This is a genomic window from Microbacterium sp. K27, assembly GCF_004794435.1.
Classification (GTDB): domain Bacteria; phylum Actinomycetota; class Actinomycetes; order Actinomycetales; family Microbacteriaceae; genus Microbacterium; species Microbacterium maritypicum_A.
Genome location: NZ_SSDK01000036.1, coordinates 195,163 through 213,124 on the forward strand (window position 1 = coordinate 195,163; position 17,962 = coordinate 213,124).

At 69.0% G+C, this 17,962-nt stretch carries 16 protein-coding genes; 6 read left to right on the forward strand and 10 right to left on the reverse strand.

Going from position 1 to position 17,962, the window contains the following annotated elements:
• Positions 1-6 precede the first annotated feature (6 nt).
• Together DW307_RS08245 and DW307_RS08250 are read right to left on the reverse strand one after the other, a co-directional pair.
• The gene (locus tag DW307_RS08245; protein ID WP_136024489.1) at positions 7-768 is read right to left on the reverse strand and encodes a glycosyltransferase family 2 protein; all 762 of its coding nucleotides are present in this window, start codon (positions 766-768) and stop codon (positions 7-9) included.
• Between the two features lie 125 nt (positions 769-893).
• On the reverse strand, positions 894-2,702 hold the full coding sequence (locus tag DW307_RS08250; protein WP_136024490.1) for an oleate hydratase: 1,809 nt from the start codon (positions 2,700-2,702) through the stop codon (positions 894-896).
• A gap of 118 nt (positions 2,703-2,820) precedes the next feature.
• On the opposite strand from DW307_RS08250, the gene DW307_RS08255 reads away from it, so the two are divergent.
• Positions 2,821-3,576 carry a class I SAM-dependent methyltransferase gene (locus DW307_RS08255; RefSeq protein WP_136024491.1) on the forward strand — a complete coding sequence of 252 codons (756 nt, stop codon included), beginning with the start codon at positions 2,821-2,823 and terminating at the stop codon, positions 3,574-3,576.
• 31 nt (positions 3,577-3,607) lie between these two features.
• Here the strand turns inward: DW307_RS08255 and trpS are convergent, their stop codons facing one another.
• From trpS to DW307_RS08270, 3 genes are all read right to left on the reverse strand, one after another.
• Positions 3,608-4,648: a tryptophan--tRNA ligase gene (gene trpS / locus DW307_RS08260; RefSeq protein ID WP_136024492.1), complete on the reverse strand. Its 1,041-nt coding sequence runs from the start codon at positions 4,646-4,648 to the stop codon at positions 3,608-3,610.
• Positions 4,649-4,836: 188 nt separating this feature from the next.
• Positions 4,837-6,138, reverse strand: coding sequence for an aspartate--tRNA(Asn) ligase (aspS, locus tag DW307_RS08265; protein ID WP_136024493.1), 1,302 nt, complete (start codon positions 6,136-6,138; stop codon positions 4,837-4,839).
• A 139-nt stretch (positions 6,139-6,277) separates the two neighbouring features.
• Positions 6,278-7,225, reverse strand: coding sequence for a DMT family transporter (locus DW307_RS08270; protein WP_240750568.1), 948 nt, complete (start codon positions 7,223-7,225; stop codon positions 6,278-6,280).
• Positions 7,226-7,272: 47 nt separating this feature from the next.
• Between DW307_RS08270 and DW307_RS08275 the strand changes: the two genes are divergently transcribed.
• Complete coding sequence (locus DW307_RS08275; RefSeq protein WP_029267575.1) at positions 7,273-7,869, forward strand: TetR/AcrR family transcriptional regulator; 597 nt, start codon at positions 7,273-7,275, stop codon at positions 7,867-7,869.
• 9 nt (positions 7,870-7,878) lie between these two features.
• Here DW307_RS08275 and DW307_RS08280 read toward each other — a convergent pair whose 3' ends face one another.
• On the reverse strand, positions 7,879-9,240 hold the full coding sequence (locus DW307_RS08280; RefSeq protein ID WP_168441007.1) for an MFS transporter: 1,362 nt from the start codon (positions 9,238-9,240) through the stop codon (positions 7,879-7,881).
• Positions 9,241-9,341: 101 nt separating this feature from the next.
• On the opposite strand from DW307_RS08280, the gene DW307_RS08285 reads away from it, so the two are divergent.
• Positions 9,342-9,737, forward strand: a complete 396-nt coding sequence (locus DW307_RS08285; RefSeq protein ID WP_029267580.1) for a winged helix-turn-helix transcriptional regulator — start codon at positions 9,342-9,344, stop codon at positions 9,735-9,737.
• On the opposite strand, the gene DW307_RS08290 is transcribed toward DW307_RS08285, so the two are convergent.
• Both DW307_RS08290 and DW307_RS08295 read right to left on the reverse strand, forming a co-directional pair.
• On the reverse strand, positions 9,734-10,615 hold the full coding sequence (locus DW307_RS08290; protein WP_029267582.1) for a hypothetical protein: 882 nt from the start codon (positions 10,613-10,615) through the stop codon (positions 9,734-9,736). The two genes, DW307_RS08285 and DW307_RS08290, sit on opposite strands and share 4 nt — an antisense overlap.
• A gap of 28 nt (positions 10,616-10,643) precedes the next feature.
• Positions 10,644-11,024 (reverse strand): hypothetical protein, encoded by a 381-nt coding sequence (locus DW307_RS08295; RefSeq protein WP_029267584.1) that lies wholly within the window; start codon positions 11,022-11,024, stop codon positions 10,644-10,646.
• Between the two features lie 144 nt (positions 11,025-11,168).
• On the opposite strand from DW307_RS08295, the gene DW307_RS08300 reads away from it, so the two are divergent.
• From DW307_RS08300 to DW307_RS08310, 3 genes are read left to right on the forward strand one after another with little or no spacing between them, the layout of a single operon-like run.
• The gene (locus DW307_RS08300) at positions 11,169-11,834 is read left to right on the forward strand and encodes a response regulator transcription factor (RefSeq protein WP_051668107.1); all 666 of its coding nucleotides are present in this window, start codon (positions 11,169-11,171) and stop codon (positions 11,832-11,834) included.
• On the forward strand, positions 11,831-13,219 hold the full coding sequence (locus DW307_RS08305) for a sensor histidine kinase (protein WP_136024495.1): 1,389 nt from the start codon (positions 11,831-11,833) through the stop codon (positions 13,217-13,219). Before DW307_RS08300 ends, DW307_RS08305 begins: the two co-directional genes overlap by 4 nt.
• 59 nt (positions 13,220-13,278) lie before the next feature.
• The gene (locus DW307_RS08310) at positions 13,279-14,523 is read left to right on the forward strand and encodes an LCP family protein (RefSeq protein WP_029267589.1); all 1,245 of its coding nucleotides are present in this window, start codon (positions 13,279-13,281) and stop codon (positions 14,521-14,523) included.
• 45 nt (positions 14,524-14,568) lie between these two features.
• Here the strand turns inward: DW307_RS08310 and DW307_RS08315 are convergent, their stop codons facing one another.
• Together DW307_RS08315 and DW307_RS08320 are read right to left on the reverse strand one after the other, a co-directional pair.
• Positions 14,569-17,103, reverse strand: a complete 2,535-nt coding sequence (locus tag DW307_RS08315) for a helix-turn-helix transcriptional regulator (RefSeq protein ID WP_136024496.1) — start codon at positions 17,101-17,103, stop codon at positions 14,569-14,571.
• Positions 17,104-17,170: 67 nt separating this feature from the next.
• Positions 17,171-17,872, reverse strand: coding sequence for a class F sortase (locus DW307_RS08320; RefSeq protein WP_136024497.1), 702 nt, complete (start codon positions 17,870-17,872; stop codon positions 17,171-17,173).
• Positions 17,873-17,962: the final 90 nt, after the last annotated feature.

Consider the following 17,962-nt stretch of genomic DNA (forward strand, 5'->3'; position numbering starts at 1 on the left):
CCGGCGTCACCGACCGGCTGCGGACCTATCGGCCTCGCGCCGAGCCCGGCGCCGCTGATGCAGAGGCTCCGGCGACAGATGCAACCGCACCGTGGGCAGCACGTAGCTCAACCGCCGTCGCAGAGACGCCCAGTCCTGGAACGGTCGCGCCGACACCTCGACCACGAGGCCCCGATCGCGCAGCACCGTCATCTCCGGACGCACATGGAACGACAGGTCGAAGTCGTCGTGGATGTTCGTCGCCTCCCGATGCACCTCTCCGCTCAGCACCCGCCAGACGGAGGCACGCATCGCCATGTTCGATCCATAGAGGGGTGCGTGCCCGAGGACCGGAGCCATCGAGGCGTACATGCCGCCGATGTACAGGTGCGTCCCCATCCAATGCACCAGAGGCGTCGAACCGTAGAAGCGCGGTTCGCCGGTGACGAAGTCGACGTCGGGGCGGTCGCGGAAGGTGCGCTCGATCCGCTCCACCCAATCCGGCCCCGGGCGGGAATCGGCGTCGAGCCGGGCGATGATGTCGCTCGTCGCCGCGTCGTAGCCGGCCGCCGATGCGCGCGGGATGCCCGGGACCGGCTCGGTGACGACCCGTGCCCCGAAGCCCTCGGCGACGGCGGCCGTGTCGTCGCTGCTGCCGTTGTCGACGATGACGATCTCATCGGCGATCCGGGTCTGATGCTCGAGCGCCCGCAGACACACCTCCAGCAGGCGGGCATCGTTCCGCACCGGGATCACCACGGACACGGAACGAGAGAAGGCGGTCGTCATCGTCCCCCCATTGTGCGCGTCGCCGAGCGTCTCACGCGTGCGCCCCGCCTTCACTCGAAATTGCGCCGCGCAAAGGCGACTCCACTGCGGGGGAGCGAGGCCGCGTCCCACTCCCCCGCAGCCGGTCACTCGATGGCGTCGTCCGCTCGCTCGCGCCTGGTCGTGCTTCCGTGCGCCGGGATCAGACCGAAGTCGGTGAGGAGCTCGCCCATCTGGGTGTTGTCGAGCTTGTCGAGAAGCTTGCCCTTCACGAAGTTCGGCCCGGGGATGTGCACGGCCTCGCCGTCGCGCAACCGCGCGGTCGCCTTCAGCAGGTAGCGGATGTCGTAGGTGGAGTTGAACACCTCCGGCACACCGCGCTCGATGTCGAGCAGCTGATAGGTCGCCTCCATCGCGGTGCGCACCGAATACTCGGTCGTGAAGATGGTGTCGCGGGTGGTCTCGGCGAACTGACCGAGGAAGGCGAAGTTCACGCTGCCGTCCGGCACCACCTGCGGGCGGTCGCCGGCCTTGCGCGGCAGGAAGAACGACGTGACGTACGGCATCATCACCGGCACCGTCTTCGCGGCGGATGCGGCGAGCTCGGGAATGTCCGCGACGGGAACGCCGAGGTGATACAGCCACTCCTGCGCGATCTCCTCGCCCGTGCAGTCCTGCATCGGCTTCTTGATGAAGTCGCCCGGCGTCTCGACGAACAGCCCGTACACCCACACCACGATCTCGTTGGGCTTCTGCGCCTTGAAATGCGGTTGCCGGTTCACGGTCCAGCTCATCAGCCACGACGAGTCCTTCGCCGTGACGATGCCACCGGTGACGACCTTCCCCGAGAAGGGGTCGCGCTGCGCGATCTTCTCGATGTACGCGGGGATGCGCTCGTCGATCGTGGTGACCGTCGCCGACTCCCACTTCGTCTTGTCGATGTCGTTGCAGAACACCTCGGGGCGCCCGAAGTCGGGCGACTTCGCGGCGACCTTCTTCCAGAAGTCCCACGCAGGGGCGGGACCGTCGAGGAGCCGGGGCGCCGTGTTCTGATCGCCGTTGTCGGAGTTCTCCGTCAGCGACCCGATCGTCATGAGGCACAGATCGTCCGGTCCGAGGTCCACGCCACCAGGCTCGCCATCCACGATCCAGTCGATGCGCGTCGCCTGCTTGCGCCCGCCCGTGAGGTCGAAGTGCACGTCGGTGACGGTGTGATGGAAGCGGAACCGCACCCCGTGGTCGTCGAGGTACTTCCGCATCGGCAGCACGAGCGATTCGTACTGGTTGTACTTCGTGAACTTGAGCGCCGACAAGTCGGGGAGACCGCCGATGTGGTGCATGAAACGGTGGAGGTACAGCTTCATCTCCAGGGCGGAGTGCCACTCCTCGAAGGCGAACATCGTGCGCCAATAGAGCCAGAAGTTGCTCGCGAGGAACTCCTCGCCGAATACCTCATCGATGCGCTTGCCCTCCATCTGCTCCCGCGTGGCGAGGATCACATCGATGATGTCCTTCTGCGCCTTGTCGGAGAGCGTGAACAGCTTGTTGGTGTGGGCGTCCTGCCCCTGCTTCTCCGTCACCCGGCACAGGGACGAGTTCGGGTCGTCCTTGTTCAGCCAGTAGAACTCGTCGAGCACGCTGGCGCCGTCGATCTCGAGCGATGGCACCGAGCGGAACAGATCCCACAGACACTCCATGTGGTCCTCGAGCTCGCGCCCGCCGCGGATCACGAATCCCTTCTCCGGATACTTGATGCCGTCGAGCGCTCCACCGGGAAGACCCAGCTCCTCGAGGATCGTGATCCGCTCGCCGGCGATCTGGCCATCGCGGATCATGAAGATCGCCGCCGCCATCGCGGCGAGGCCGCCCCCGACCAGCCACACGGTCTTGTCGTCCGCCCCTTCGGGTTTGCGGGGCCGCGCGAAGGCCTCGTAGTTTCCGTTGCTCCGATACATGTCGATCTTCCTTCCCGCCCATCGGTCGATTCGCGTCCAGTAGACCGCAGGAGCGCGAGGAACGGAAGGCGGGCCGGGGCATCTCACCCGTAGTAGACCGGGCTGGGAGAATCGACCCATGACGGATTCCTTCGAGGCGCTGATCGAGGCCGGCGACACCGCTGACGTCACCGGGTGGGACTTCGCCTGGCTGGATGGCCGAGCGACCGAGGAGAGGCCGCCGTGGGGCTACGCCCGCCTGCTGTCCGACCGTCTCGGCACCGCTTCGGCGTCGCTCGACATCCAGACCGGGGGCGGCGAGGTGCTCGCCGAAGCGGCGTCTTTCCCGCTAGCGGCCGTGGCGACCGAGTCGTGGCCCCCGAACGTGCGTCGCGCGACGCAGCTGCTGCACCCTCGCGGAGTGGTGGTCGTCGCCGACCCCGACGAGCCTCCACTGCCCTTCGCCGACGAGGCCTTCGACCTGGTCACCAGCAGACACCCCGCGACGATCTGGTGGTCGGAGATCGCACGGGTGCTGACGCACGACGGCACCTATTTCGCGCAGCACGTGGGGCCGGCGAGCGCGTTCGAGCTGATCGAGTTCTTCCTGGGCCCGCAGCCCGAGGCACGCCGCGGACGCCACCAGGATGATGAGGTCGCCGCCGCGGAGGCTGCCGGGCTCGAGATCGTGGACCTGCGCACCGCGCGCCTGCGCATCGAGATCCACGACGTCGCCGCCGCTGTCTATCTCCTGCGCAAGGTGATCTGGTGGGTGCCGGGATTCACCGTGGAGAACAGCCGCGACCGACTGCGCGACCTCCACGACCTGATCCAGCAGGACGGTCCGTTCATCGCGCACTCGACCCGTCACCTCATCGAAGCGCGCCGCCCCTAGCGAGCGCCACCGCCGCGGCAGGCATGCGCACTCAGTACACGGTCCCCATCGCCTCCCGCACCTCGTCGAGGGTCGCGTCGGCGATGCCACGGGCACGCTCGTTCCCCCGGCGGAGCACGGAGCGTACGAGGTCGGGATCAGCGGCGAAAGCTCGGCGGCGCTCCCGCAGGGGAGCGAGGAACTCGTTCACAGCGGTGGCGGCGAGCGACTTCAACGCGCTGCTGCCGCCGTCGCCGATGCGATCCGCCAGCTCCTCGGGAAAGACGTCCAGGCACAGAGCGGCCGTCGTCAGAAGCGCCGAGATGCCGGGGCGATGCTGCGGGTCGAAGGTGATCCGCCGATCCTGATCGGTCCGTGTGCGACGGATCGCCGCGACGGTCTCGTCCGGTGTCATCGACAGCGCGATCGCGTTGCCGTAGCTCTTCGACATCTTCCGGCCGTCGAGCCCCGGCACCTCCGGGGTCGCGGTGATCAGCGCCTCCGGAACCGGGAAGATCGCGCCGTACCGGTCGTTGAACCGCCGAGCGATCACCCGCGTCATCTCCACATGCGGCAGGTTGTCCTTCCCCACCGGCACGAGGTTGCCCTTGCAGAAGAGGATGTCGGCGGCCTGATGCACCGGGTAGGTCAGCAGCAGCCCGCTGAGCGCCCGCCCCGACGCCTCGAGCTCCGACTTGACCGTCGGGTTCCGGTGCAGCTCCGCCTCGGTGACGAGGCTGAGGAACGGCAGCAGCAACTGGTTCAGCGCCGGAACCGACGAGTGGGTGAAGATCGTCGTCCGCTGCGGGTCGATCCCCGCGGCGAGGTAGTCGAGGACGGCGCCGTACACGTTGTCGCGCACGTGCGCCGTCGTGTCGCGATCGGTGATGACCTGGTAGTCGGCGAGCACGAGGAACGTCTCGACCCCGGCATCCTGCAGCCGCACGCGCTCCCGGATGGTGCCGAAGAAATGTCCGAGGTGGAGCGCCCCGGTCGGGCGCTCCCCCGTGAGCACGCGGAACCTCTCCGGGTGCCCGGCCACGGCGTCGGCGACCTCCGTCGATCGCTGCGCGGTCGCGGTGAACGAATCCATCTGTCTCTCCCTGCGTCGGGAGCCGCACGGAGTTCTCGGGTGCTGTCACGAACTGCCGCGCAGCCCGTGATCATGCTTCAACCGGCTGCTATCGCAGCCACCACCATGCGGAGAGGTTGAAGTTCATGGAACAGATGCTATCGCGCACCGCGACCCGCGGAGTCACGACGGATGCCGACGCCGACCGCTCACGGGGTGAGCCGGTGCAGGTCGCGTGGGAAGAGCGTCACCTCCCGGATGTTCGACGCCTCGATGAGCCGCGACACCCAGCGCTCCAGGCCGATCGCGAAACCGCCATGCGGCGGCATCCCGTGGGCGAAGGCCGAGAGGTACGCAGAGTAGGCGTCGGGCGATTCGCCCCGCGCCTCGATGGCCGCGACGTACTCGGAGTGACGGTGCAGGCGTTGCCCGCCGGTCACGAGCTCGAGGCCGCGGAAGATCAGGTCGAAGCTGTTGCTCCACCGCGGGTCGTCCGGCTGGGGGTGCGTGTAGAAGGGCCGCTTGCGCATCGGATACCCCTCCACGGCGAGCACGTCGCTGCCGTACCGCTCCTTCGCCCATTCGCCGAGAGCGCGCTCGTGCGCCGGAGCCAGGTCGGGCTCGTCGTCCGGGGCGCCGACCCGTCGCAGCGCGTCCTGGAAGTGGATCACCGGGATCTCGGCGGGGATCGTCGGAAGAGCGAGACCGAGGCGCTCGACGGCCTCCGCGCTCTCGGTGCGGATGCCGTCGATCATGCCGAGCAGGACCCGATGCAGCAGCGCGAGCACATCGCGATGGTCGCGGATGAAGCCCAGCTCGGCGTCGAGCGACACGTATTCGGCGAGGTGCCTCACCGTGTCGTGCGGCTCGGCTCGGAACACAGGCCCCGTCTCGTAGACGCGCTCGAAGACGCCGACCAGCTGCTGCTTGAAGAACTGCGGACTCTGCGCGAGGTAGGCGGTGGTGCCGAAGTAGTCGACGGGGAACACGTTGGCCCCCGACTCCGTGACGGAGTCGACGAGCTTGGGCGTCTGGATCTCGGTGAATCCCTCGGCGTCGAGCGCGTGACGGAATGCGCGCATGCTCGCCGCCGCCAGCTCCCACTTGGCACGCTGGGCAGGATGCCGCCAGGTCACGGCCGCATGGTCGAGCACGGTCGGAAGCGCGGCGTCGAGTGTGGGACGCCACAGCTCGACGACCGGGGTGCGCGCGGGCTCCGAGAGCAGGGTGATGTCGGGAGCGGTCACCTCGATGCCGCCGGGGGCATGCGCGTTCGCCGTGGCCGTGCCTTCGATGCGCACGACCGTCTCCTCACCCGGCAGGCCGCCCTCCGGCAGCTGTTCGGGCCGGAACACGATCTGCGCGAGTCCGGTGCGGTCGCGCAGGATAAGGAACGACACGGTGGCGAGTTCCCTGCGCCGATGCACGTGTCCCATGAGGGTGATGCGCGCGCCAGGGGGCGTGAACGGAAGCCGGGCGGCGAGAGTGCGAGCGGGGTCGGATGACGACATGATTCCTCCAGGTGGCGAAAGCCCTGGAGGTGCGGGCGGGGGCTAGATCGCGGTGCCACCACACCTTCGCCGATCGCTCATCGGCCTCTCGTCGATACGCCGGACGCGCGGGAGCCGCCTGCCCGAAGGCCGAGGGTCGTCACTCCCTCGCAGCTGCCGTCGCCATCGTAACATCGCGCTCACCCTCTCCCCCGGCGCGTGCTTCGCTCACGAGCACGGCCGCGACGCCGGCGGCGCACAGGACGAATCCGAGGAGCGTGATGACGGTGAGCGGCTCCCCGAGCAGCAGCGCTCCCGCGGCTGCGGTCGTCGGAGCGACCAGGAAGAGCAGCGCGTTCAATGCTGTGATGCCCACCCGGCGCAGCAGCCACCAGTACAGCCCGTAGGCGGCGAGAGTCGGGAAGGCGGCGGCGAATCCTGCGGCGAGCCAGAACGAGACGGATGCCGGGGGCGCGAGCGCTCCGAAGACCGCGGCGATGGGCACGAGTGCCACGGCCGTCACGGTCACGTGGATGGCCAGCGTGACGAGGGTGCCGGTCCGCGGCGCCGAGCGGCGCTGGAGGAACGTGCCGACGATCAGGCAGACCATCGCCAGCGCCGGCCACACATAGCTGGACCGGTGCGCCTCCGAATCGTCGAGCTGCGACCGCACGACCAGGAGCACACCCGCCGCCCCGACGAGGAGTCCGGCCCACTGCACTCCGCGGACGCGCAGGCCCAGCAGCGGACCGACCAGGACCGCGACGATGAGCGGCTGCACTGCGTCGATCAGCGCGGTCGTCCCTGTCGCGACGCCCGCCGCGATCGCCGCATAGACCGATGCACAGTAGCCGAACTGCGCGAAGAAGCCGATGAGCGCCTGCCGCCCGACATCGACGCGAGTGATGCCCTCGGAGGCCCCGGTGAGCACCACGATGACGACCAGGATCACCGCGAGCGGCACGAACCGCCACACGAGCAGGGTCAGGGGCGCCACGGCCTCGACGGCGATCGCGGGCACGAGGAAGCCGGAGCTCCACGTCACGACGAACGCCGCGGAGGCCAGCACCGTCACCACGAGACGAAGTACACCGATCTGTTTACTCATCTCCATGACTATACCGGTCGGTGTAGTCAGAGCGGTATAGTGAAGACATGGCCGTCCCGGTTCCCGAACTCGCCCCGCTCACCCCCGGCGCCACCCGTGTGCTCGACGCGGCGTCACGACTCTTCTATGAACGCGGCATCCATGCGGTCGGCGTCGACACCATCGCCGACGCGGCCGGGGTCACGAAGAAGACGCTCTACGATCGGTTCGGCTCGAAGGAAGCCCTGGTCGTCTCCTACCTCCAGCACCGCGACGCACTCTGGCGCGCGCACGTCGCCCGGCACCTCGACCGCACTCCCGAGCCCGGCATCGATCGGGTCCTCGCCGTGTTCGACGCGGCGATCACCTGGTCCGACGAATACAGCCCGAAAGGGTGCAGTGCCATCAACGCCCGAGCGGAGATCGGCGACGGCCACGACGGCCACCCGGTCTTTCCCGAGGTGTCGCGGCAGAAGGCCTGGCTGCTGGAGCTGTTCTTCGAGCTGTGCCGCGAAGCGCGCCTCTCGAAACCCGCCCTGATGTCGAAGGCCATGATGCTGCTCTACGAAGGTGCGATCGTCACGGTCGGAATGGAGACCTTCGCCGAGCCGTTCCAGGTGGCGCGAGAGCTGGCGCGCACCGCTCTGGAGCAGGACCGGCGCTGACCGACCCCGTCAGCCGATCGACTGCTGCGGAGCCACGGTCCGGCGACGGACGAGCGGCATCACGGCAGCGGCGACCACGACGATCGCGGCGACGAGCACCGCCGTGGTGAAGCCGCCGACGACCACCGCGGCGATCGTTCCCAGAACCGCGATCCCGAGACCGCCGCCCAGCGCGAAGCCGACCTCCTGGATCGCGCCGACCTGACCGGCGTCGTCTTCGGTGGTGACATCGAAGAGCGCGGTGGCCGCGAGCGTCGCCCCGATGCCGAAGCCGAAGCCGACCAGAGCCAGCGGCGCGGCGACGACCTCGGGATCGGTGAAGAGCCACGCCATTCCGCCCGCCTGCAGCAGCAGCGCACCGACGGTGAGCGCTTCGGCCCGCACCCAGCGGAGCGCGATCGGGGCGATCACTCCGCCGATCGCGATGGCTGCCGCCTGCGGGAGGATCGCGAGACCGGCCTCGGCGGCGCTCCATCCTCTCGTGTCCTGCAGGTGCAGGCTCACCAGGAGCACGGATGCCGAGGAGACGCCGCTCGCGACGAGGATGCGGGTGATGGCGGGACTGAATCCCGGGATCCCGAACAGGCGCATGTCGATGAGCGGTTCGGACAGCCTCCGCTGGCGAAGGACGAAGAACACGAGACTGCCGACGGCGACCACTGCGGCGATCCCCGCCGGCACGGGGGCGACGAGCGCCTCGTGCAGGGCGAAGGCGAGCGCGCCGAGAGCCACGATCGACGTGGCGATGCTCGGAAGATCCCATGACGGCGCCCGGGAGCTGCGGGAATCGGGCACCAGCCAGAGGGCGAGCACGCCGGCGAGCACTGCCAGGGGCACGCTCCCCAGCAGCAGCCAGCGCCATCCCGGCCCCTCCGCGAGGAGCCCACCCAGAACCGGTCCCAGCGCACTGCCCACTCCGAACGTCGCCGTCCACAGCCCGTACGCCAGCACTCGTTCCCTGGCGTGGTACTTCGCACCGATCGTGGCGACCACGCCGGCGACGACGAACGCCTCGGCGACGCCGAGGAGCGCCCGGACCGCGATGAGCAGCAGTCCGCTCTGCGCGAATCCGCCGACCCCGTTAAGCACCGCGAATCCGGCGAGGCCGATCAGCACGATCCGCTTCCGCCCGAAGGCGTCGCCGATCCGCGCCGCGAGGATGAGCGTCGCTGCGAGCGAGAGTGCGTAGACGTCGGCGAGCCAGAGACCCTCGGTGTCGCTGAGGGCGAGCTCGCCGCGGATGGCCGGAAGCGCCGTGGAGACGCTGCTGATGGCGAGCGCGCCGATCAGGATCCCGAGCAGCAGAGGCACCATCGCGAACCAGAGACGAAGGGTCGAACGCGCAGCGGTCACGGTGGGGGCGGAAGTCACGTGTTCAGTCTGTAAAGTACAGACAGAAGCTGCAAGTACGGTCATTCCTGTCACGTACTGACACAGTGGATACTATGGGCGACCGGCACGAGGAGGGTGCGATGAGGGAGAAGACCGAGCGGATCGTGCGCGACTGGTCGGAGTCATGCGACGCCGAGGTGTCGATAGCGGTCCTCGGCGGGGCCTGGAAGCCGAGCATCCTCACGCTTCTCGGCGAGCACGAGGTGCTGCGGTTCGGAGAACTCGGGCGCCTCTTGGAGAACCCCACCGCGCGCGTGCTCACCCGCCAGCTGCGCGAGCTGGAGGAGGACGGACTCATCACCCGCACGGTGTACCGGCAGGTGCCGCCGAAGGTCGAGTATCGCCTCAGCGAACTCGGCACGACCGCGACGCCGCTGCTCGTCGAACTGACACGGTGGGGCACGCAGTACGCCGAACGGCAGCGCGCCTCGGTGACAGCCGGCACGTCCGACGACCGGGATCCGGTCGTCGCCTAGCGGTCTGCTCCGTCGCTGTCGAGGAAGACCCCGACGCGCTCGCCGTCGTACACGAACTGCAGCGCCGTTCCCGAGGGGAACCGTTCGCTGAGTTCCTTCGGCGCGCTGCTGTCGAACGGCACCTCGACGGTCGCGGGGAACGTGCCGACGGCGCAGCCGGTGTAGATGGGTCCGTCGTAGCTCCAGCTCGAGGAGGCGTCGAACTCCTCCACTTTCGGAACCTGGTCGGCCCGGGCGACGGTGAAGCACTCGCTCCCGATGCCCCCGCCGCCATACCCTCCCGTGGTCTCCATCAGAGCCAGGCCGTAGAAGTCGAACACGGCGGAACTCGGGCCGGCTCCCATCCACCCTGCCGGGATCTGCAGGGCCGACGTGGGTTCGAGGGTGGCGATCTGCGGCGCTCCGGAGGAGACGGCGACGGGAGCGATCTTCACGAGAGCGAAGGTGACGGCCGCCGAGATCGCGGCAGCAGCCACGATCGCGACCCACCAGAGGACCGTGGTCGTGCGCTCCGAGAACCAGGCCGCCATGCGCTCCGCCGGTTCCTCCTTCGGTGCGACCGGACCCGACGGATCGGCGGGAACATCGGCGGGGGCGTCGGCGAACACGTCGAGCGCGTCCCCCTCCGGCTCCGGCGCGCCTTCTCCCGGCCATGTCTCGTGCCGAGCGGAGTCGGCCGATCGGTTTCGGGCAGCCCGCCCGAGCTGCTCGACGTCGGGAACGGGCACGATGGCATCGGCCACCGCGGGCTTCGGCTGCCGCATCGCTTCCAGCTGCTGGAGGCGCCGGAGTGCGGCCGGGTCGTTCTCGATGTCCGCCGTCGGACCATAGGCGCGGGCCCGCAGGACGCGGAGCTCGTCTTCAGCAGCAGTGCTCATCTCCGGCATCGTCTCACAGGCCGGAGGATCAGCCGCAGAACGCCGAGGCCGAGTCCTTGAGCTGCTCGATCGCCTCGACCGTCTCTGGAGCCTGCAGGTCTGTCATGCCGCCGATCTGCGTGGCACCCGAGCGGATGAGGTCTCCCAGCTGGCCGTCGACGTTCGCCGCGAGCCCCTCGAGCGATGCGACGAGCTCATCGCGGGCGGCATCGGCCTGCTCCGCCGAGACCTCACCCTGGTCGAGCAGCGACTGGTACTGCCCGTAGGCGTCGTCGATCGTCGTGCAGGTCGCCTGCACGTCGATGCCCACGGCGTCGCCGGCCATCTGCGTCACCTGCGAGCACCCGGCGAGGAGCCCGGCGGCGAGTCCGGCAGCGAGGACGACGGGGAGGACCACGATTCGGCGCATGGCACGAGGGTAGCCGGTCCGCCTGACGGCCTCCTGCGCCGCGTGCGATCTCCTGCGGCCCGTGCGACCACGGGCGTGGAGCATGCGCACGGGCGCGCCCGTCTATCATCGCAAGCGCACGATGGCCGAGGAGGTGGGCGCCTGATGAAGGTCATGCTCGTGGACGACGATGCGGAGATCCGCCTCGGTTTCACGACCGCTCTGCGACGCCGGGGTCACACCGTCGATACAGCCGAGGATGTCGCCTCGGCCCGCCGGCTCGCCGCACTCATCGTCCCGGATGTCGCGATCATCGACGTCATGCTCCCGGACGGCGACGGGTTCTCGCTGTGCCGAGAGATCCGCACCCGATGGGGCTTCCCGACCGTGATGCTCACCGCGCGAGACGAGGATGCAGACGTCGTCGTCGGCCTCGACGCCGGAGCCGACGACTACATCGCCAAGCCCGTCAGCGTGGCCGTGCTCGAAGCACGCCTGCGGACGGTTCTGCGTCGCAGCTCCCGCCTCACCGTGGAGCCCCTGCGTGTCGGGTCGCTCGAACTGCACGAGGACTCCGCCGAGGCGCTGGCCGACGGCGAGCCCCTCCCGCTGAGCGCCACCGAGTTCCGGCTCCTCCATGAGCTGGCCCTGAATGACGGACACGCTCTGAGCCGCTCCCGACTGATCGACGCGGTCTGGGCGCAGTCGCCGCCCGACACCCCGCGGGTCGTGGACACCGCCATCCAGCGGCTGCGTGCCAAACTGACCGCAGCGAACGTCTCGACGCCGCAGCTGGAGACCATCCGCGGGATCGGGTACCGGCTGCGATGACCGCACGTCGGCGTCGCCCCACCCTCCGTGCGGCGATCGCGCTCGCCCTCGTGGGCAGCACGATCGCGGTGTCGGTCCTCGTCACCGGGGTGGTGGTGCTCACCGCGGGACGGATCGTCTACGAATCCCGGCAACAGGGGCTGCTCGACGAGTTCTCGACCACCGCGGACGCCCTGTTCACCTCCATCTCCACCGGGTCCCCCGAGGACACCTGGAAGTACTACGCCGAGATCCTTCCCGGCGAGACGGTCATCATCGACCTCGACAGCGGCCGGAGCGCGGGCGAGCTCCGGCCGGACCAGGTGCCGGATGCGCTCGCCATCGACGACACCCGTCGCTCCGGAGACCTGACGTCGCTGATGACCACGCTCGAAGGGCGCGACGTCTTCTTCGTCTCCGTGGTGCGGGACGATCTCCCCCAGGACCCGAGCGCCCGACTCGCCGTGGTCACGGCGTACTCGATGGAGCCGCAGCGGGAGCAGGTGCGGGAGCTCGTCATCTCCGGGGCGCTCCTGAGCGGCGGCGTGGTGGTGCTCGTCGTGCTGCTCGAACGCCTTCTCGGCGGAGCGTTGACACGCCCGCTCCGCCGTCTGGTCGACACCGCGCAGGCGGTCGGGTCCGGCGAGGGGCCACCGGCGTGGAAACCGTCGTTCGACGACGTCGACCGGGTGGCCGATGCTCTTCGCCTCTCCTCCGAACAGTTGGGGTCCACCATCGCGCAGCTGCAGCGCCGGGAAGCGGAGTCCCGACGGCTCGTCAGCGACGTCGCCCATGAGCTGCGCACGCCCCTCACGTCGATGATGGCGGTCGACGAACTCCTCGACGACGACGAGCAGACGACGGCGGAGGAGCGGGCGGTCGCCGCCGCGGTCGTACGCACCGGAACCCGCCGCCTGCACTCGCTGATCGAGCACCTGCTCGAACTCTCCCGCCTCGACGCCGGGGTCGCGCGCGTGCACCGCACGACCGTCTCTCTCCCCGATCTGCTGCACGACGTGATCGACGCGACAGGGGTCGATCACGTCGAGGTGTCGATCTCCCCCGATCTCCGCGTCCACACCGACCCCGCCCGGCTGCACACCGTGGTGGCGAACCTGCTCACGAACGCCTCCAGGCACGGGCGACCACCCCTCACCGTCCGGGTGCACGAAGACTGGGACGCGGTGCACATCGACGTCGGCGACCAGGGCCCCGGCATCGCCGAGGCCGACGCGGAGCGGGTGTTCGACCGCTTCGTCACCACCGACCGTTCGCGCTCCGACGGGGTGGGAACGGGGCTCGGTCTCGCGATCGCCCGCGACAACGCACGGCTCCTCGGCGGAGACCTCACACTCCTGGTCCGGTCTCCCGGGGCGACGTTCCGTGTGACCATGCCCCGCGTGTGACACTCGTGTGACATTCCTCCTCGACACTGGCCGTTCGCCGATGTCGAGAGGTCGTGCCCATGAGTCTTCCCCCGTCCCCTTCTCCGCGCAGACAGGCGTCTCCGAGCGGACAGCGCCGGAGACGCCTGCGGCGCTTCCTCACCCTGACCGCAATCGCCGTCCTGGTCATCGGCGGAGGAACGGTCGCGGTCGCGGCGATCCGGTTGTCGCAGAACGTCACCACGGTCGACCTGCACCCCGCACGCACGGACGAGCCACCCGTCGTCGCGGATTTCGACGGCGAGTTCGACGTGCTGCTCGTCGGTTCCGACGGTCGCGCAGGGCAGGGGGCACAGTACGGTGAGGGCGGCGACGTCGAAGGCAGCAGGAACGACGTGACGCTGCTGCTGCACGTGAACGAGTCGCACGACGCGGCCACCGTGATCTCCTTCCCGCGCGATCTGCTCGTCGACATGCCCGCATGCACCGACCCCGACTCCGGGAAGACCTGGGATGCCGGTCACCGGGTGCAGTTCAACGAGTCCCTCGCCCGCGGCGGACTGGGGTGCGTCGCCTCCACGGTCACGGCACTCACCGGGATCGATCTCGCCTACGCGGCGGAGATCAGCTTCACCGGGGTGATCGACGCTTCCGACGCGGTCGGCGGCGTGCCCATCTGCTTCGCCGGCCCGGTACACGATCGGCACTCCGGCTTGGAGATCCCCGAAGCCGGGACCTACGACCTCAGCGGAGAACAGGCTCTGGCGCTCCTGCGCTCCCGCTACGGCATCGGCGACGGGAGCGACCTCGCCCGCATCTCGACGCAGCAGGTGTTCCTCTCCTCTCTGGTGCGCACGCTCCGCGATCGGTCCACCTTGACGGATCCGGTGAAGCTCTACGGGATCGCCGATGCGGCGACCAGGAACATGACGCTGTCCACGCCGCTCGCCGACCTCGGCACCCTCGCGTCGATGGCGAAGGTCTTCAGCGACCTCCCCCTCGAGAACATCGCGTTCGTCTCCTATCCGCACCTTCCGGCGGGCGATCGTGTCGTCCCCGATGAGCAGGCCGCGGCCGCGCTGATGGAAGGGGTGACCTCGGGCGAGACGGTGAACATCAGCGCCGACCACACCGGCCGCGGCAGCGAGCTGGCCACCCCGCCGGTCGCCTCGCCGTCCGAAGGACCGACGACGACGCCCGGAACCGAGGCGCAGCCCGGCACCGAGACGCAGCCCGGCACCGAGACGCAGCCCGAGAGCCTGCCGGCGAACGTCGACGGGCAGAGTGCGGCGCAGGACACCTGCGTGCGCCCGTACTCCGGGTAGCGCGGGAGACTCCGCCGCCACCCGGGACTTTCGACGGTTCGACCGTCACAAAGACCTCTCGGGAAGGTACTCGGCGAGGTCTCGGCGGCTGGTCGTCGCGGTCTTCTTCATGATGCGGTGCAGATGGCTCTCCACCGTGCGCACGCTCAGCACCAGCTCCGTGGCGATCTGCTGGTTCGACCAGCCCATGGCTGCCAAGCGCGCGAGTTGGATCTCGCGCTTCGTCAGCAGGATATCCGCGCTGCGGAAGCGTGCCGCGTCGAACGTCCCCGGTTCGAGACCGGCGATGAGTTCCTCCCCGGCACGGCGTACGCGTTCCGCATCCTCCGCATGACCCGCGTCTTCGAAGAGCTGTGCCGCGCGGTCGTAGGCGTTGACGGCGAAGCCGGCGCGTCCGGTGCGCAGGAGCCGCGGTGCGGACTCCTCCAGTTGCGTCGGATTCTTCGTGACGAGTGCCTCGACATATGTGCGAAGGGCGCCGACGAACTCCCCCTCGACGGCATCGAGACGCGGACGGAGCTCCTCGAATCGCTCGGGATCAGGCCACAATTCCAACTCGATCAGATGCACCAGCACCGCGCTCCACCGTGCCCCGCGTCGCCAGAGGCGCTCAGCACCCTGGAGAAGCTCCTGACGTGCGGTATCGGCGCGCCCGGCGGCGAGCTGAATCTGGCTGCGCGGCCAGCTCGTCGACATGGCGGGAAACGGTCCATCCGAGATCGCGAGGCGCTCCGCCTGGTCCAATCTCGTCTGGGCGAGGCCTGCGCTCCCGGTGCGTCCCGCCACGATGCTCCCGATACACAGCGCTCCCAGAAGCGAGGTCGGCGCGTTCGAGCTCGGAGTCCCGACCGCGAGCGCCGTCTCCACCAACGTCGTGGCCTCCCGATAGTCTCCGCGGACCAGCTGGCACAGCGCAGCGAAGTAGGCGGTCGTGCGCACGGCGGTGGCATCCGCGGAGGCGCGCGCGTGATCGAGCGCACTGTAGGCGAGAAGAGTGGCTTGGGCATGTTCGCCTTTCGCGAGGCGCACCAGGCCGCGAACGGTCTCGTGATCTGCCCAGTCCGCGCCCAGACTGTGAGGATCCACTTCAGCCAGCTCCTCCTCCGCGGCCATGATCCGTCCGGCGATGAGGAGTCCGGCGGCCCGGATGACGCGGACGAATCCGCGAACGTCATCGGGGAGCCCCTCTGGTGGCGCGACTTCATCGCGGATGTCTCCGTCGTATCCCTCATAGAGCAGCTCCAGACGCATCCGCGCCGCCTGCAGCGCTGGACGGAACTTCCCTGCAGACGACTCACCGTCGCGCAGCAACTGCTTCGCCTGTGCGACGCTTCCCCGTCCGGCGAGCCAGGCCGAGTGCCAGCCCCGCAATCGCACACTCGCCATGAGGTCGTCATCATGGACCGTGCGGTCGAGGATCGAACGAACCTCCCGCTGTCCGAGGTCACCGGCGCCCAGCGCGAGCAGATACGCGAAGGCGTTCCTCGCGCTCGGGTCCTGCTCCCATCCGGCTCGAGCGAGAAGGAGTCGCGCGCGGGCCGCGTCCTGCACCGAGCGAACGAACATCGCGTCCGGCTGCGCGGCGTGGAGGTCGCTGACGTCGGTGACCCCGCGAAGGATTGATTCATCCGCGATGTATCCCGCGTCCCCGCGCGCCAACCGGGCGGCACGCGCAGGAAGCGCGAGGTGTCGGAAGTACTCGGCGATCAGAGGCGGAGCGACGGCCGACAGCAGTTGACCGTTGACCGGCTCGAATGTGAGAAGGGCCTTTTCCTCGAGCTTCTCGACGAGAGCCCCACCGAGGAGAGCCACGGTGCTGTCGAGATCGAGCGGGCCACCGAGACTCAGGCGTTCGAGCGCACCTCTCTCCCGTCGCCCCAGCGGTCCGATGTGGCGTTCCACGAGACGACCGAGCGTCGGGCTCCACAGCTCACTCTGCGCCACCCATACGCCGTCGACCAGAGCCAGTTGCCCCTCCTGGATACCGACCTCCCAGATGCCGATGGCGAGGCCCGCGAGGCCTCCGGACTTGCCGAAGATGCGGCTCAACGTCGCGGGGTCGATCGCCGCGTCGGCGCGCTGTTCCAGCAGAGCCTCGAGTTCATCCAGCCGCAACGGCTGCAAGCGGAGTTGGTAGGCGCGTCCGAGGTGAGGGTTGCGCGCTCCCTGAAGCACTTCCTTGACGCGGCGGTGCGTCGTCACGACGGGGAACATCATCTGGTGCTGAACCGCCCGGATGACCCCCCACGACGCGTCGTCGAGGTGGTCGGCATCATCGACGAGCACGACGAAGTCCGCCTGCGCCGCCTCTCTGAGGCGTTGGGAGTAGCCACTGACGTCCGGCAACCGCGACACCTGCGCGGGGTCACCGAAGAACGCCGCGAGTGCTCCCAGCGGAACGCGCTTCAGTCCGGGCGCGCCGGCAATCAGCAGGACGGAGAAGCCGCTCGCCCGCAGCACCTCCTGAAGGCGGCGCAGGAAGGTGGTGCGTCCGTTACCCGGCCGACCATAAACCGCGACGTCGACACCGGATCGGACGTAGGCGACCGCATCGGTGAGGGCAACCTGATTGCCGAACATGCGTTCAGTTTGGCCTGGAAGGACAGAAGAAGCGAGGGATCGGAGGAATCGAGACCCCGATCGGGTCTCAAGAGGCAACGAGGTGGGCTTCGATCACCGTGTTCTGGACCGAGCGCGCGCCGGAGGGAAGCTGCTGACAGGTGATGATCACGAGCCGTCCCGGACGGTCGGCCCACAGCGCGGACTGCGCGGAGAGCTCCCCTTTGTCCACCGAGTACGACGAGTCCACCGCGTAGACCTGCTCTCCCACCAGCACCTGCGCACCCGCGGGCACGGCGGCACGTCCGTCGGCGACATCGATCAGGTAGTTGCCCGGCGCGACGCCAGGAGCGGGGATCGAGTGCATGACGACGTAGGTCGTGCCCGCAGACGGATCATCGGGAACGCCCAGGTTCCGCACGGTGTACGCCGATGTGAACCCCGGTGGGGTGATCTCACCATCGACCATGTCGAGCCCGCCGAGCGGCACGTCCAAGCCCACCGACGGTACGGCGAAGCGCTCACCGAGGTCCTCGACGACGTTCATGAGGGCGAGGGACTGAGGGGTCTGGATCGGGTCTTCGAGCACCACCGCGTTGCCGGCCATGTCTCGTGTCGATTCCGCAGGCGCGGAGGGCTCCTCGCCCGCGCCGAAGAGAAAGGGAAGTGCTGCCGCGACGACGATCAGAACCGCTGCGCCGGCGATCCACACGAAGGGGAGCCTGCGCTCGCGCCGGACGGACGCGGTGTCGGCATCGCCGGGAGTCGGGGAGACGGTCGGAATGTTCATGTCATCGAATCTGTCAGGAGGGAGCGGGAGAAAGGACGAGCCCGCGAAGGACGAGACGCACCGAGAAGCCGGCCCACGTCGTCATCGAGA